At 68.5% G+C, this 15,424-nt stretch carries 12 protein-coding genes; 4 read left to right on the top strand and 8 right to left on the bottom strand.

What is annotated here, in order from left to right; all coding sequences use genetic code 11:
- Nucleotides 1–4: 4 nt before the first annotated feature.
- The 3 genes from OH804_RS26160 to OH804_RS26150 all read right to left on the bottom strand — a co-directional run bounded on the left by OH804_RS26160 (nt 5) and on the right by OH804_RS26150 (nt 6,385).
- Complete coding sequence (locus tag OH804_RS26160) at nt 5–2,800, bottom strand: immune inhibitor A domain-containing protein (RefSeq protein ID WP_231392485.1); 2,796 nt, start codon at nt 2,798–2,800, stop codon at nt 5–7.
- Nucleotides 2,801–3,067: 267 nt separating this feature from the next.
- Nucleotides 3,068–5,032: an acetate--CoA ligase gene (acs, locus tag OH804_RS26155; protein WP_196920680.1), complete on the bottom strand. Its 1,965-nt coding sequence runs from the start codon at nt 5,030–5,032 to the stop codon at nt 3,068–3,070.
- Nucleotides 5,033–5,257: 225 nt separating this feature from the next.
- Nucleotides 5,258–6,385 carry an IS30 family transposase gene (locus OH804_RS26150; RefSeq protein ID WP_406060139.1) on the bottom strand — a complete coding sequence of 376 codons (1,128 nt, stop codon included), beginning with the start codon at nt 6,383–6,385 and terminating at the stop codon, nt 5,258–5,260.
- Nucleotides 6,386–6,598: 213 nt separating this feature from the next.
- Between OH804_RS26150 and OH804_RS26145 the strand changes: the two genes are divergently transcribed.
- Nucleotides 6,599–7,345 (top strand): oxidoreductase, encoded by a 747-nt coding sequence (locus tag OH804_RS26145; protein WP_406060137.1) that lies wholly within the window; start codon nt 6,599–6,601, stop codon nt 7,343–7,345.
- A 14-nt stretch (nt 7,346–7,359) separates the two neighbouring features.
- On the opposite strand, the gene OH804_RS26140 is transcribed toward OH804_RS26145, so the two are convergent.
- Together OH804_RS26140 and OH804_RS26135 are read right to left on the bottom strand one after the other, a co-directional pair.
- Nucleotides 7,360–8,163, bottom strand: coding sequence for an HAD family phosphatase (locus tag OH804_RS26140; RefSeq protein ID WP_196920682.1), 804 nt, complete (start codon nt 8,161–8,163; stop codon nt 7,360–7,362).
- Nucleotides 8,164–8,824: 661 nt separating this feature from the next.
- On the bottom strand, nt 8,825–9,796 hold the full coding sequence (locus OH804_RS26135; protein WP_406060135.1) for an ArsR/SmtB family transcription factor: 972 nt from the start codon (nt 9,794–9,796) through the stop codon (nt 8,825–8,827).
- Between the two features lie 24 nt (nt 9,797–9,820).
- On the opposite strand from OH804_RS26135, the gene OH804_RS26130 reads away from it, so the two are divergent.
- Both OH804_RS26130 and OH804_RS26125 read left to right on the top strand, forming a co-directional pair.
- Nucleotides 9,821–11,119 carry an MFS transporter gene (locus tag OH804_RS26130; protein ID WP_406060133.1) on the top strand — a complete coding sequence of 433 codons (1,299 nt, stop codon included), beginning with the start codon at nt 9,821–9,823 and terminating at the stop codon, nt 11,117–11,119.
- A 481-nt stretch (nt 11,120–11,600) separates the two neighbouring features.
- Complete coding sequence (locus OH804_RS26125; RefSeq protein ID WP_196920683.1) at nt 11,601–12,098, top strand: hypothetical protein; 498 nt, start codon at nt 11,601–11,603, stop codon at nt 12,096–12,098.
- Between the two features lie 86 nt (nt 12,099–12,184).
- Here the strand turns inward: OH804_RS26125 and OH804_RS26120 are convergent, their stop codons facing one another.
- The 3 genes from OH804_RS26120 to OH804_RS26110 form a co-directional block, all read right to left on the bottom strand.
- Nucleotides 12,185–12,718 (bottom strand): AAA family ATPase, encoded by a 534-nt coding sequence (locus OH804_RS26120; RefSeq protein WP_196920684.1) that lies wholly within the window; start codon nt 12,716–12,718, stop codon nt 12,185–12,187.
- A gap of 280 nt (nt 12,719–12,998) precedes the next feature.
- Nucleotides 12,999–13,343 carry a hypothetical protein gene (locus OH804_RS26115; RefSeq protein ID WP_406060131.1) on the bottom strand — a complete coding sequence of 115 codons (345 nt, stop codon included), beginning with the start codon at nt 13,341–13,343 and terminating at the stop codon, nt 12,999–13,001.
- 6 nt (nt 13,344–13,349) lie between these two features.
- On the bottom strand, nt 13,350–14,039 hold the full coding sequence (locus OH804_RS26110; protein ID WP_406060129.1) for a hypothetical protein: 690 nt from the start codon (nt 14,037–14,039) through the stop codon (nt 13,350–13,352).
- 146 nt (nt 14,040–14,185) lie between these two features.
- Here OH804_RS26110 and OH804_RS26105 point away from each other — a divergent pair, with 146 nt between their 5' ends.
- Nucleotides 14,186–15,376 carry a serine hydrolase domain-containing protein gene (locus OH804_RS26105; protein ID WP_406060128.1) on the top strand — a complete coding sequence of 397 codons (1,191 nt, stop codon included), beginning with the start codon at nt 14,186–14,188 and terminating at the stop codon, nt 15,374–15,376.
- The last annotated feature ends 48 nt before the right edge of the window (nt 15,377–15,424 follow it).

Raw genomic sequence — 15,424 nt, 5'->3', positions numbered from 1 at the left:
ACCGTTACTTCTTTGCCGGGGTCACGTAGATCATGGCCGACGAGTTGTCCCCGGCAGCCTTCTTGATCGTCAGCGAGACGCCGTAGTTCACGCCCTGGTCGCCGGGGTTACCGGTGCCCAGCACGATCGCGCCGCCGCCCAGGGTCACGCCGTAGAACTCCGGCGCGGGGCTGCCGTCCGGGTTGGTGACCCGGGTGGTGTACGGCGCGTTGTCACGCGACGGCAGGACCACCGACGCGTCGTTGTCCCGGGCGTAGGCAGCACCATCGCGCATCTCGATGCCCGGGTACCAGCCCTTGGCGTCGGTGAACGCCTTCACCGGCGCCAGCCCCTTGAACTTCGTGCAGTACGCGCTGTACGGCTCGTCCGCCGCCTCCAGGCACTCGGTGAACGGGTACGTCCGCTGAAGCGTGAAGGCCGCGTTCGACGACTGCGGGCGGCTCGGCAGGTTGTCCGTCACCGACGGGTCCTTCACGGCCGCCTCACCGGTGCGCCGCAACGGGTCGAAGTGCGAGTCGACGATGAGCAGGCCGCCCTTGGCGCCGTAGCTGGGCAGCGCGGTCATCTGCCCGGTGACGTGGTTGACGTCGCCGAGCGCGGTGTCCCGGTACCAGACCAGCATGCCCGGAGCGTTGTAGGAGATCCGGTCGACCTTCCACGCCTCGTGCGAGTAGATGGTGTCGTAGGCGTACTTCAGGCCCTTGTCGAAGCCGTCGAAGTTGCGCCACTCCGCCAGGTAGTACTGGGCGTGCACCTCGGTGCCGCTGGAGACCTTCCAGCCGCCGCCGGTGGTGTCGACGAAGGTGCCGCCGGTGGCCGTCCAGCCGTTGGCGCCGCCCTCGACGTCGTCACTCCAGGTGGTGGCGCCGCCGCCGGTGACCGAGAAGTCGTCGACGAACCAGTTGCGCTCCTCGAACGCCTCGTCGGTGGCCAGGCGCAGCCGCACCTGGACCGTCGTGCCGGCGTACGCCGACAGGTCGACGTAGTCGTGCCGCCAGCCGTCGGTGCTGCCGGTCAGGCCGTACTTCTTGCCGCCGAAGTCGTTCATCCGGCCGTTCGGGTCCGGGTAACCGTCCGGCGTGGTGACGACAGTGCCACCCTCGTCGTACACCTTCTGCTCGGTCCAGGTCGTACCGCCGTCGGTGGAGAGCTCGACGAAGCCGTAGTCCCAGTCCTCCTCGATGATGTAGTTGTTCCACATCCAGAACTTCGAGTCGGCGGCGGCCGGCACGTCGACCGAGCGGCTCAACTTGACGTCGGCCCACTCCTGGTCGTTGTTGCTGTGCCACATCTTGGTGCCGCTGTGCGGGGTCGCCAGCGTCGTCACCTTGTCCGGCAGGTCGACCTTGATGCCGTCCTCGGAGTCGATCGGGGTGCGCGACGTCTGGCCGAGCTTCACCTCGCGCGGGTTCGACCCGGGGCGGATGGTCAGCGGGTCGGCCCAACCGAGCACCCACTTGTCCCAGATGCCCATGTGCGTCGGCAGCGCCTGGAAGATCTCACCCGAGTGTGAACCCGAGGCCATCAGGTCCCAGAAGTCCACGTCGGAGTCGGCGTTGCCGGACGTGTCGTACAGGTCCGGCAGGCCCAGGTCGTGGCCGAACTCGTGGGCGAAGACACCGACGCCGGCGTCCTCCGGCTGCACGATGTAGTTCGACGCCTTCAGGTTGGTGCCCGGGATGGTGTAACCACCGGCGACCGTGGAGGAGTGCGCCCACACGGCGTACACACCCTCGGCGCCGCCACCACGGGACTTGCCCTGGCCGGCGTGCACCAGCACGAGGTGGTCGATCACGCCGTCCGGCTCGAAGACGTTGCCGTCACCGTCGCGGTCGGCCTGGTCCTCGATGTCGTAGTCGGCCCACGGGAAGTTCGGGTCCTTCGCGACGAGCGCGTCGATCGCGTCGGTCGCCAGGCGGCCCGCGCCGGCCGGGTTGTCCGGGTGGCCGTTCATCGACTGCTCACGGCCGGGAACCCACGCGCCGGTCTCGTCCTGGAAGCAGCGGTTGGCCGCGTACCAGCCCTCCGAGTGCGGCACGGTGATCCACGGGCTGGCCTGCCCGTCCACCGTGTACGCGTTCTTGGACATCTCCAGGTACATGTTGTGCATGGTGCGACCGGACAGGTCGACGCCCTTCTTGCCGTCCGGGCCCTTCAGGTCCGTGCGGACCCGCTCGGTGATGCCCTTCTTGCTGTAGAGCATCTTGTTGTAGTGCTGCGGCGAGAAGTCCGGCACCCACATCGAGTTGTTGTCCTCGTGGGGCAGGCGCGCCGGGTCCGGGATCTTGTTGTGCTTCGGGCCGTTCTGGACCGTGCCGGGGACGCAGGTGCGGTCCTCGAACACCGTCTTGGGGACCATCACGCCGGTGAAGTCGTCGTTGGCCTTGTCGTTGAACTCGACAAGCAACGTCAGCAGCTTCGCGGTCTGGGTGGTCGGCGCCTTCTTGAACTTGCGGGGGTTCTGGCCCGTCCGCAGCGACTTGGCCTCGTCCTTGGCCAGCTGGCGCGCGGTCACCGGGTTGCCCCGGGCGTGCTTCTGGTCGAACGCACGCGCGGACTCCGCGGCAGGGGTGTAGATGCCACCCTTGCCCTTCACCTCACGGCCGGTGGTGTCCGGCTGCACCTCGGGCTCGGCGTAGTTGATGTAGTGCTCGTCGGCGCCGATCACCGCCAGGGGGGTGCCGGACGCCGGCTGGGCTGCCGCACTGCCACTCACGGTCAGTGAGGTGGCCGCGAGGGCGATGACGGGCAGGGCGACGAGTAGTCGTCGCCGCGCCCTGGACTGCGGTTTGTGGTTCATGCCGCTCCGTTTCTCGGGCATGGGGAGGAGGACGTTGGCCTGGCCGACCATCGAAGCGATGTATGTCGAACTCTTCCAACCTGCGTGAACCTAAAGCACAACCGGCCGAAAGGACAGAGGTGATCTACGCCTGTGCCCGTTCAGCTTCTCCCGACTCCCCCGACCGACCGATGTGACAGTGGTGAGGCGGCGCGGACCGTACCCGTAAGACATGACGGAGGGTGGCGGTCCGCACGGACCGCCACCCTCCAATGAGTACGCCTACCGTCAGTCCTCGTCGGACTTCGTTCCGCTCATGCCCGAGGAGATCAGGTCCATCACCGAGGAGTCCTGCAACGTGGTCACGTCGCCCAGCGACCGGTTCTCCGCCACGTCCCGCAGCAGCCGGCGCATGATCTTGCCGGAGCGGGTCTTCGGCAGCTCCGGCACCAGCATGATCTGTCGCGGCTTGGCGATCGGGCCGAGCGTCTTCGACACGTGGTTGCGCAGGTCGGCGATGAGCTGCTCACCCGCGTCACCGGCGATGTCCGTGCTGCCCCGCGGAATGGCGAACGCGACGATCGCCTGACCGGTGGTCGGGTCGGTCGCACCGACGACCGCCGCCTCGGCCACCGACGGGTGCGACACCAACGCCGACTCCACCTCGGTCGTCGAGATGTTGTGCCCGGACACCAACATCACGTCGTCCACCCGGCCGAGCAGCCAGATGTGCCCGTCGTCGTCCTTCTTCGCACCGTCGCCCGCGAAGTACATGCCCTGGAAACGCGACCAGTACGTGTCGATGAACCGGTCGTCGTCACCCCAGATGGTGCGCAGCATCGACGGCCACGGCTCGCGCAGCACCAGGTAGCCGCCCCCACCGTTCGGCACCGACTGGCCCTGGTCGTCCACCACGTCGGCCACGATGCCCGGCAGCGGCGTCATCGCCGAACCCGGCTTGGCCGCAGTCACCCCGGGCAACGGCGAGATCATGATGGCGCCCGTCTCGGTCTGCCACCAGGTGTCCACCACCGGCAGCTCGCCCCGGCCGATGTGCTCCCGGTACCACATCCACGCCTCCGGGTTGATCGGCTCGCCGACGCTGCCCAACAGGCGCAGCGACGACAGGTCGAAGCCGGCCGGGATGTCGTCGCCCCACTTCATCATCGTCCGGATCAGGGTGGGAGCGGTGTAGAGGATGCTCACCCCGTACTTGTCGATGATCTCCCAGAACCGGCCCTTGTGCGGCGTGTCCGGGGTGCCCTCGTACATCACCTGGGTGGCGCCGTTGGAGAGCGGGCCGTACACGATGTACGAGTGGCCGGTGACCCAGCCGATGTCGGCAGTGCACCAGTAGACGTCCGTCTCCGGCTTCAGGTCGAACACCGCGTGCGTCGTGTACGACGCCTGGGTGAGATAGCCGCCGGTGGTGTGCAGGATGCCCTTCGGGCGGGCCGTGGTGCCGCTGGTGTAGAGGATGAACAGCGGGTGCTCGGCGTCGAACGGCTGCGCGGTGTGCTCGGCCGACGCGGTCTCCACCGTCTCGTGCCACCAGTGGTCCTTCTCCGACCACGCCACGTCCTCACCGGTACGGCGGACCACGAGCACGTGCTCCACCGACGGGGAGTTCGCCACCGCCTCGTCCACAGTGGGCTTCAACGCCGACGGCTTGCCCCGCCGGTAACCACCATCCGCGGTGATCACCACCTTGGCGCTGGCGTCCTGGATCCGGTTGCTCAACGAGTCCGCGGAGAAGCCACCGAAGACCACACTGTGCGCGGCGCCGATCCGGGCGCAGGCCAACATCGCCACCGCCGCCTCCGGGATCATCGGCAGGTAGATCGCCACCCGGTCGCCGGCGGTCACCCCCAGGTCGGTGAGCGCGTTCGCCGCCCGGCAGGTCAGCTCGTGCAGGTCCGCGTACGTGATGGTGCGGGTGTCGCCCGGCTCGCCCTCCCAGTGGATCGCCACCTTGTCGCCCCGGCCCGCCTCGACGTGCCGGTCCAGGCAGTTGTACGCGACGTTGAGCTGCCCGCCCACGAACCACTTCGCGAACGGCGGGTTCGACCAGTCGAGCACCTCATCCCACTTCTTCGACCAGGCCAGCCGATCGGCCTGCTTCGCCCAGAAGGCGAGCCGGTCGGCCTCCGCCTCGGCGTACGCGTCGACGGTGACGTTGGCGTGCGCGGCGAGTTCGGCCGGCGGGGGGAACTGGCGCGTCTCGTTCAGCAGATTGGCCAATGCCTCGCTCATGCCGTGGCTCCTCATCCTCGGGGTGACCTGGGTCTCGATGGCACGAGGGTAGTCGCGGGGCCCGCGACCGGCCACGGCTGCCCACTGCGTCGCGCCGAGTGGCCCCCGCCGCGCGCCCGGCGGCCCGTCCCCGCCCCGTCCCGGCCCCGTCCCCGCCGGGGTCGCCGCGCGGGCGGCTTGATCGACACGGGTTCATTGAAGTCGCGGTGTCCAGGCCAGGCGGTTTCAAGCGGCTGTTGCGACCAGGTGTTTGTGGAGTACCTCGGCTGGATTCTGCCAGTCGAGGGTTTGGCGTGGTCGTCCGTTGAGTTCGCGGGCGACGGCGTCGAGGTCGTCCTGGGTCCAGGTGCGGAAGTCGGTGCTGGAGCGGGGGAAGTACTGGCGCAGGAGGCCGTTGGTGTTCTCGTTGCTGCCGCGTTGCCAAGGGCTGTGGGGGTCGCAGAAGTAGACCTTGCAGTCGGTGGCCAGGGTGAAGACGGGGTGCTGGATCATTTCGATGCCCTGGTCCCAGGTCAGTGTCTTGCGCAGCTCGGCCGGCAGGCGGCGCATGAGGCCGGTCAGGGTGTCGATGACCTGTTCACTGACCCGCGATTCGGGCAGCGCGCCGAGCATCACGTATCGGGTGGCGCGTTCGACCAGGGTGATGATCGCGCTGGAGCCTCGGGCGCCGATGACCAGGTCGCCTTCCCAGTGCCCGGGCACGGCCCGGTCTTCGACCTCTGCCGGGCGAGTCGAGATGTGAAAGTCACGCACCCACGGGCGGCTTCCCCGCCCCGCGCTGGCCTGACGCGACTGAGGCCGCCGTAACGCCCGCCCAGAGCGCAACGCGACCTGCCGGGCTAACTCCTGGCGCATCCCACCTCGGGCCTGGAAGTAGACCGCCTGATAGATCGTCTCGTGTGACACCCACATCTCCGGTCGCTCAGGAAACTCCCGCCGCAGCGACCGGGCGATCTGCCACGGCGAGTGCCGCTGCGCCAGACGATCCTTGACCGTCTGCCACAACGGCGGCCACGCCCGCCCCCGACCCGGACGCAACTTGCCCTCACGAGGACGCCGCGCCCGCGCGTCCGCCTTGCCCTGAGCATTGCGGTGAGAGTACTTCCACCGATACGCCCCACCCCACCCCTTCGGATAGCCCACCCCAGCCACATAACCAGGATCCGCACCATGCGGATGCCGCTGACCCACCGGCACCCGACCCCCCGTGCCGCAGTGATTACGCGACAACTCCCGCCACACCGTCGAGCGATGCCGCCCGATCACCTGCGCGATCTGCGGGAACGTCAACCCCTGACCGAACAACACCTCAATCTGCGCCCGCTCCGCGGACGACAACCTCTGCCCCGGCATGACCCCTCATCCTGACGAGAATCCACCCCGTTGCAACAACCACTTGAGCCCAAGCCAGGCGGACACCCCGATTTCAATGAACCCGTGTTGACCATGCCCGTGCCGGGTCGGGTGGCCCGGGCGGGTACGGCCCGCCGGGTCAGGCGGGTGGTCCGGGTCGCGTTGCGGGCGGGTGCGGCCCGCCGCGCCGGGACGGGTCGTTAGCGTGGCGGGGTGACCACCGACCCGCTCGCGCCCCTGCTCGCGCTCGCCGACATCACCGCCGCCGTCGAGCAGGCCCGCGCGCGGTTCGACCAGGCGCTCGGGCACCGGGCGCTGCGCCGACACGGTGGCCAGGTCGCCGCCGAGGTCAGCCTGCGCTCCGCGGTGGCCAGCGCAGCCCTTGAGGGGGCCGGGCACGAGCGTGAGGCGGTCCGGGCGGGCACCGTCACCGACCCGGTGCTCCAGGGTGCGCTGCGGGTCGCCGGAGCGCTGCCGGGCCTGAGTGAGCTGTGGCCGAAGGCGCCCCGCCAGGCGCTCGCGAAGCTGCACGTGCTCGCCGCCCGGGACCTGGTGTCGGAGGCCGAACTGGGCCGCCCGGTCGCCGACCCGGTGGTCGCCACCCGACTGGACGGGCTGGCCGGCCTCGTCGCCGGCGGCACGAAGGTCTCCCCGCTGGTGCTCGCCGCTGTCGTACACGGGGAGTTGCTGAACCTGCGCCCGTTCGCCGGGCCGTCCGGCGTGGTGGCCCGCGGGGCCGCCCGGCTGGTGCTGCTCGCCAGCGGCCTCGACCCGCGCGGCCTGCTCGCCGTCGACGTCGGGCACCGCGAGCGGGAGCCCGAGTACGTTGGCGCGGCCGGTGCCTTCGCCACCGGCACCCCCGACGGGCTGCGCTCCTGGCTACGCCACTACATGGCCGCCGTCGAGGTCGGCGCCGATCAACTCACCATCATCGGCGACGAGATCCTCGCCGCCGCCTGAGCGGTTGGGTGGGGTCAGGCGGTGGTGGCGGCTCGGGTGCGGCGGTGTCGGCCGTACCAGGCGATGCCGATGGCCACACCCACCCCGACCCCCAGGGCCGCCGCGGCCACCGGGACTGCGGGCCGTTCCCGCAGCCGCCGGCCCAGCGGGATCGGGTGCCGGAACTCCAGCACCGGCCACGCGTTCTCCGAGGCCAGCTTGCGCAGCTGCCGGTCCGGGTTGACCACGCTCGGGTGGCCGACGCACTCCAGCAACGGGCGATCGCTGTACGAGTCGGAGTAGGCGTACGAATCAGCCAGGTCGTAGTCCCGGGCGGCGGCCAACTCGCTGACCGCCTCCACCTTGCTCGGGCCGGCCGCGTAGAACTCGACCTCGCCGCTGTACCGGCCGTCCGCCACCGTCATCCGAGTGGCGATCACGTCGGTCACCCCGAGCAGCTCGCCGATCGGCCGGACCATCTCCTCACCGGACGCCGACACCAGCACCACGTCCCGCCCGGCCGCCTGGTGCTCCTCGATCAGGGCGGCGGCTTCGGCGTACACGTAGGGGTTGATCAGCTCGTGCAGTGTCTCTGCGACGATCTGGCGGACCTGCTCCACCTGCCAGCCCTTGCAGAGCGCAGCCAGGTAGTCCCGTGTTCGGGCCATGGTCTGCTCGTCGGTGCCGCCCAGCCGGAACATCAGCTGCGCGTACGCCGACTTGACCACGTCACGCCGGGTGATCAGCCCATCCCGGTAGAACGGCCGACCGAACGCCAGGGCGCTCGACTTGGCGATGACGGTCTTGTCCAGATCGAAGAAAGCGGCACTTCGGCCCACGGCGCGAAAGTCTAGCCGGATGGTCTATCGTCGGCGGGTGCCCGGGGTCATGCCACCCCTCAGACCTGCGGGCTCTCCGCTCTACGTGATCACGCTCACACTCTGCGAGGAGATTTTCGCAGTGAGTGGAGGCAGCACCACTCGACGTGACGGGCCCGCTCAGGCAGACTTGTCCGTACGACGAGCTTTCACATCCTCGAAACAGGCAGACCCTCAGCGGTTGCACCCCCCGTGACCGCTGAGTGGTTCGGCTCGACCCCCCCGGAGCCGAACCTCCGACGACCCCCGTCTCCCCCCGACGGGGGTCGTCCCTTTCTGCTGGAAGCGCTCCACCACAGCTCACAAGTCGTCCTCCGACCCGTCCAGACCGTCCAGGGACGGCGTTTCCAGGGCCGGAGGCAGCAGAGGAGGCGGCAGAGCCGTCGAACGCCTCCAGGACGCGAGCGACCAGGTTGGGTACTGCTGGTGTGAGCGGTGCCGAAGGTGGCGCGCCGGGGCGGTGTCTGACGGTCCGCCGATGTTGGTGGACGGCTGCGCCGATGGGCTGCTGATCACCTGGCTGAGCTGACGGCGCGCCTTTTCTGCGGCATGAAGGTCGCTCGCGGGCTGGGCTCCTCTCGCGGCTCGGCAGTAGTTCTCCGCCATTCGGCCTGTGCGGGCCTCACGAATGCGGAGCGGCCGAGGTGACCAACATGTCGCCGAGGTCGGAGCGGCGGTAGAGCACCGATCGGCCGTGTCGGGTGCCGACCAGCAGTCCGCCCGCGCGCAATGCTCGAAGGTGCTGATTGACCGCTGTCGGGGTGACGCCGAGGCGGGCAGCCAACTCGGTGGAGGAGGCGGGCGTGTCGAGATGGCTGAGCAGACCGGCCCGAGTGGTGCCCAAAAGTCCCGCGAGACCGTCTGGTGCGGGCAGGACCTGCGGCTCCCACAGGGTCGCCGCGCCACGCGCGGAATAGAGGATCATCGGTGGCTCGTCGGCCGAGATGGGTGTCGAGGCGTTGGTGGTCCACAGGCTCGGCACCAGGGTCAGCCCGCCATTGGCCGGTCGCGCGTAGTCGAGCTTCGAGCGCAGCCGTACCTCGACCACGTTTCCGACGAGCCGCACCGTGTCCGACAATCCGCTGAGCATCGTGGCGAGACCCCGCTGGGCGATTTGTCGTCCTCGGAACGTGACGTCGCCTTCGAGGATCGCCCGCATCCGTGGCCAGTGCGGCTCGAAGCAGAACCGCCAGTACGTGGCGAGCCCATCGATGATCCGATTGAGCACCTCTGCGGCGGAACCCTGTAGTGGTTCGGGAAGTGGCGTCGCGCCGTGCACCGCTCGCAGGTCTCGTTCGATGACCGTCGGGTCGGTACTGGCCAGTTTCGCGAGTTCGTCGTCGAAGCGGGTCAGCGGTGAGTGCGGGCGCGGGTTGAGAAAATCGGGTGTCCACAGCCGGACGTCCGTCAATGCGAGCAGCATGGCCTCGTCAAGGCTGCCGCGCACGGCTTCGAGCGCGTGTAGCCAGCGCAACTGAAGCGGAAATCGTCCTGGATCGCGCCAAGCCCGCAGGGACAGCACCGCCTCGTTGAGCGGGGACACCGCGAACCGGAGATCGGCCACATCCATGCCGAGCAGCTCGTACCGGACCATGAAGCAAAAGGCTACATCGTTGGCGTGGTCGGCCGGTACGCTGCGACAACTGACGGCATGCATCTTGTGACAGACCGCCACCGGTCAGCGGCGGACGGCTGGGTTCGGCGGTACCTGCGTCCGGACGATCCCGTCGCCCGCGCGCTGACCTGGGCCACCATGACCAGCTCGCTTTCCAAGGGAGTCTTTTTCAGCGTCAGCGTGCTGTTCTTCACACACGTCGCCGGCTTCGCCGCGACCACGGTCGGGCTCGGGTTGACGATCGCCGGGGCGGTCGCCGTCGCCGCTTCGTTGGCTGCGGGCTACCTGGCCCGTGTCGTCGGCGCGCGCCGGGTGCTGATCGCCACAACCGCCGGCCAGGGCCTGGCGCTGGTGGCCTACCTCCTGGTCCACACCCCGGCCGCGTTCGTTGTCGTCGCCTGTGCCGCCGTCGGACAACAGGCCATGCAGCGCACCGCCCTGACGACGATGATCGCCGAGTCGTTCACCGGTCCGGACCGCGTGGAGATGCGCGCCCGCCTGCGGGTGGTCACCAACGCCTTCATCGGCGTGGGAACCGCGCTGGCAGCCGTCGCCCTCGTGCTCGACACGAAACTGGCATATCTGCTGGCGATGCTCACCACCGGAGCACTGCTGTTCGTCTCCGCATTCTTGCTGCGCCGGATGGACCGCGGCGCCGAGCTCACCGCGACCGACGGGTCTCGGACGGCCGGCGTACGCCAATCACCACTGCGCGACCGGACCTATCTGGCCATCACCGGCCTCTACGCCGTCATGAGCATGCAAGTTGGCATGCTCACGGTGGGGGTACCACTCTGGGTCGCCGGCTCGACGAAGGCACCCCCGGCGACCATCGCGGCGCTGCTGGCATTGAACACCGTCATCGTGTCCCTGCTTCAGATCTGGGCGGCACGCGGAGCGAAAACCATCCGCTCGGCCGGCCGCGCGGTCGCCGGGGCCGGTACATTGCTCGCGCTGGCCTGTGGCCTGTACGCCCTGTCCGCCCACGGCGCGATCACTGTCGTCGTGGTGATGCTGACGCTCGCGACCGTGGCACACAGCCTCGCCGAGATCCTGTCCGAGGCAGGCAGTTGGACGCTCGCCTTCGAGCTTGCCGACCCTGCCAACGTCGGCGCGTACCAGGGTGTCAGCCAGACCGGAGCGGCACTGGGCTCGATGCTCGCGCCGCTGGTCGTGACGGCGACCGCGCTTGAGCACGGTTGGCCCGGTTGGATTCTTCTCGGCGTGCTGTTTCTCCTCGCGGGATCATTGACGATGGCGCTGGTCCGACGACAGGTGGACGGGTCGCTGTTGTCTGCCTGAAAGAGCGTGCCGGCGAAGTCGGGTCTCAGGACCTGCGTGACAGACCGGTCTCAGGACCTGCGTGACTTGTCCGGCTAGACGATCTACGGCCAGTCGTAGATTCTTCTGATCGGCGGTTGTGCCGTGCGTCGTGACGGAGCAGGAGAAGAAGCCCGAAGACGCTCGATATCGCGAGGGCGGTCAGGCCAAGGAGGGCTGCGGCTGGGACTTCTCGTGTAGCGCCGTAACCCGCGCCTGCCACGACAACTCCGGCGGCGCCCGCCGCTGCCGACACCTGGGGCAGTGTGAGCATCGGGAGCACGCCGCGTGCCGACCAAGTGAACATGCCTCTGACAAGGATGACGGCCAGCGCGACAAGGCAGGGCCACACCATCCAACGAGCGTCCATCGACCTGCCGGTGTCTACCGCGAACCAACCAAGCAGCAACACGATCGCGGCCGGGAGGGTCACAAGGTGTATCGCGACGGTTAGGGTCCGGCGATGGCGCCTCCGATACTGCCTGGCCAGGTGCCGTGCAGGGGCACTGTCCGGATTCACGGTGAGCGCCCGCTGGATGAGCTCCTTGAACCGCGCTACGTCGCGATCGACCTCGACGACGTTCCGGGCGAGCAGGCTCAGCGCCTCGTGGTCATCGGGCGCAAGCTCCACCGCGCGCTTCGCGTCGGCATACGAATCCCCGTCCCGGTTGAGCATGAGAAGAGCGAGCGCCCGGTAGCGGTAGGCAGCCACGTCCTCGGGGTCGATTTCGATTGCTCGACCAGCCGCATCGACCGCAGCGGCATGGTCGTCGAGACCAATCAAGGCGCCGGCGAGTCGGTGCCAGGCGATGCCGTCATCCGGGTGCGCGTTCAGGTGCTCGCGCAGCAGTTCGATGGCGGGCCCGAACTGCTCGGCCCGAACCAGTTCGCGCGCACGTTCGACCGCATCAACGCCGTCTCCGGACTGCGGTTCCAAGCCGCTGCTCCTATCCCCGCCTGATCAGCCAGTGAAGAAGTATCGCCCAGATCTGCGGCGCCCGTCAGTACGAAAGTGCCACTCACTCACGCCGGCCGCGTCAGTTGAGGTTAGGCCCCTGGGCTTCCCCCGGTAGCTCGGAGGACGATCTGCTGGGCTGCTTGGGCGGGCGTGAGGTGCGTGGTGTCAACGACTTCGGCCTCGGCATGCAGCCACGTGCGGGCCGCCTCGGCATAGGGCTCAAGGTATTTGAGGCGGAACGGGGAGGGGACGGGGTGTTCCCCCTCGATACGCCTGCGGAGGGTGTCTTGGTCAGCGTGGAGGACGAAGTGCCTTACCGGTATGGCGTGCTGGGCGAGGCCCCCGCTGATTTCGCGCCAGTACTGCTCCACCAGGACGGTCATAGGCATCACCAGAGTGCCGCCGGTGTAGTCGAGCACGCGGCGGGCGGTCTCGACGACGAGCTGTCGCCACGGCGGCCAGTGCTGGAAGTTGTCCGTCTCGGGCAGCCCCGGCGTGATGTCCATGAGTGTCTCGCCGACCTTCTCGGCGTCGAACACCCGTGAATCCGGGATCAGTTGTTGCACGAGTGCGCTGGTCGTCGTCTTGCCCGCGCCGTGGGTGCCGTTGAGCCATACGATCACGGGGCACATTAACGCGCGTGGGCAACCGGACGATTTGCACAGGACCTGTAAGCGAGCGTCAGGCAGCGAGGCAGCTCAGGCAGCGAGGCAGCAAAGAGGCAGCGCGAGCGCCGGTGCTGGTCGGCCTTGAATGGCAAGCGACGAGGGCCAGCACCTGCTCGTTGACGCGTGCCACCACCAGTTGGCAGCGGTCGACAGCGCGGGACCGCATCCCCCCGACGGGGGTCGTCCCTTTCCCCGGGAGCGTTTCCGACCAGGTGAAGGCGTGTCTCCTGGCTGTTCAGACCGTCCAGGGAAGGCTTTTCCGCAGCCAGAGGCAGCAGAGCGGCCGAATACCTCCGGGGCGACGGCGTAGTCGCTCGGGTGTGGGTGTACCGCTCTCACGCAGAAGATCGTCGCCTGCCAGCGGGACGCCCCGATCCCACTGCGCTGGCCAGCAGTCGAAGCGGCGCACCTTGATGAGGCCGCGGGCTACCAACGAGATCAGGCCCGGCCCGAGGACCGCAGTCACCCGCTGCCGTGACGGCGCCTCAGCCCAGCCGAGTTCCCACAGGGGTAGCGGTGAATCTTCCAGGTGACAGAGGACCAGTTCTTCGGCGAGGTCCAGCCCTTCGTCATCGTTCATGGCAGCTCATCCTCGGTCGAGCGGTTCCTCCGGCGTTCGGTCGGATGGTGTGATCACCTCCGGGACGGGGTCTAGTTCGGTCAGCACCTGAAGCCATGCCTGGACGTCAGTGACGAGGTGGGCGTCGGTCATCTGGTCGACGAGGGGCACGAGGTCGGTCAAGACTCGGTTGATGTTGAGAAGCCGGTGGTAGTCCTGGTAGTCGTCGGTCACTGCGAGTGCTTCCCATCTCGCCTGCCAGTCTTCACCTGGCTGGACGAAATCCTCCTCGGTGAGCGGAGTTGCGCGAAGGCTCGCTGCCCGGGCAGCGGCTTGTTCCCGAGTCATGCCGAAGCTGTCTACAGCCCGCCGGGCGACAGCGTCCGGACGAGCGCTGGCAGGTAGGTCCTGGACTCGCTGACCTGCATCAAGGGCGATCGTGATGAGCGAGGCGAGTTGCGCGACCGCCACCTCCGTTGGGAAACCGTGTTCTGATGCGAGGTCGATCAGGAAGACCGCCAGTGGCATGTCGGCGCAGGGTCGATGGCTGGGCCATCCGCGGTGCTGGCGGTGCACGTCCAAGGTCGCCGCGTCGATGAGTGCGATCCACCAATGCGCGTGACTGACCGAGGCAGGCTTGCGGTCGAGTAGCCATTGCCGGCGTAGCGACGGATCAACAAGGAGAAGTCCGCGGTAGGTGTCCTCAAACTCTGTCACCCCTCGCCTCCCCGGCACCAGGCAACGCTGCGCCGACGACCGTAGCTTGCAGGAGTGGGACCGTCTGCCACCCAACCTCGTCGCGGACCATGCGACCGCCGCCTGCCGTGTAATTTGCCAAACGGGACGAGCTGAGGAGGAAACACGTGGCTGCTGGCGGCTTCTCGTCGAAACGGCTGGCTCGGCTGCAGGGGCTGATCGAGCGCCGCGTCGAGTCCGGCTTCGTTCCGGGCATGGTGGTCGTCCTCGCCCGGCACGGCGAGGTGCACATCGAGGCGACGGGTCACCTCGCGTTCGAGGGCGCAGGGTCGCAGACGCCGATGGCGGTCGACACGATCTGTCGCCTGGGCTCGATGTCGAAGCCGATCGTCGCCGCGTGTGCGATGACCCTCGTCGAGGACTGCACCCTCCGCCTCGACGACCCGGTCGACGATCTCCTTCCGGAGTTGGCCGACATGACAGTGCTCGCCAATCCCCACGGGCCACTGGACGACATCGTCCCGGCGGAACGCCCGATAACGGTGCGGGACGTCCTGGACGGCACCCTTGGCACCGGCATGGTCCCCGCCGAGCCGGGAACGGTGCCGATCGCCGACGCGCTGGACGCACTCGAATATCAGTCGCCGGACGAGTGGATCCGCCAGCTCGGTGACCTTCCGCTCGTCCACCAGCCGGGTGAGCGCTGGATGTACGACACCGCCGCCAACGTGACCGGTGTGCTCATCGCCCGGGCCACCGGTATGTCCTTCGGGGATGCCGTGCGTGAGCGGGTCTGCAAGCCACTGGGGATGGCCGACACCGGCTTCAGCGTGGGTAGCGAGAGCATCGGCCGGTTCGCGACGGCGTACGAGCAGGACAACGCCGCCACCGGCGAAGCGGTTGTCGAGGACGCTCCCGACGGGCGGTTCAGTCGACAGCGGATGTTCGAGTCCGGCGGCGGCGGTCTCGTGTCGACCGCCCAGGACTACCTGGCCTTCGCCTCGGCGCTGCTCGCCGGCGGTGCCCACGGCGGCGAGCGGGTGCTGTCGCGGCCGGCGGTGACGCTGATGACGAGCGACCACCTGACCTCTACGCAGAAGGCCATCTCCGGGTTCTGGCCCGGTTACTTCGACGCCATCGGCTGGGGTTTCGGAATGTCGGTCCGGACCCGCCGTACGCACCTCGGGCCCTCGGTCGGCAGCTACGGCTGGCCCGGCTTCTACGGCACCGCCTGGTACAACGACCCCGCCGAGGACCTGACGACGATTGTCTTCATGCAGCGGGCGCACGCGGGTGACCAGCGGTTGCCGATGTGGCACGACTTCTGGACCACTGTCTACCAGGCGATCGACGACTGACCGCAGCGTTCGTTTCCCGGTGGGCGGCACCCACCCTGGGCCGCGCGG

The organism is Micromonospora sp. NBC_00860, from assembly GCF_045207375.1.
In the GTDB taxonomy this organism is placed as follows: Bacteria; Actinomycetota; Actinomycetes; order Mycobacteriales; family Micromonosporaceae; genus Micromonospora; species Micromonospora vinacea.
Note: the sequence above shows the minus strand (reverse complement) of the source record. Positions and strands in the feature narration are given on the sequence as shown.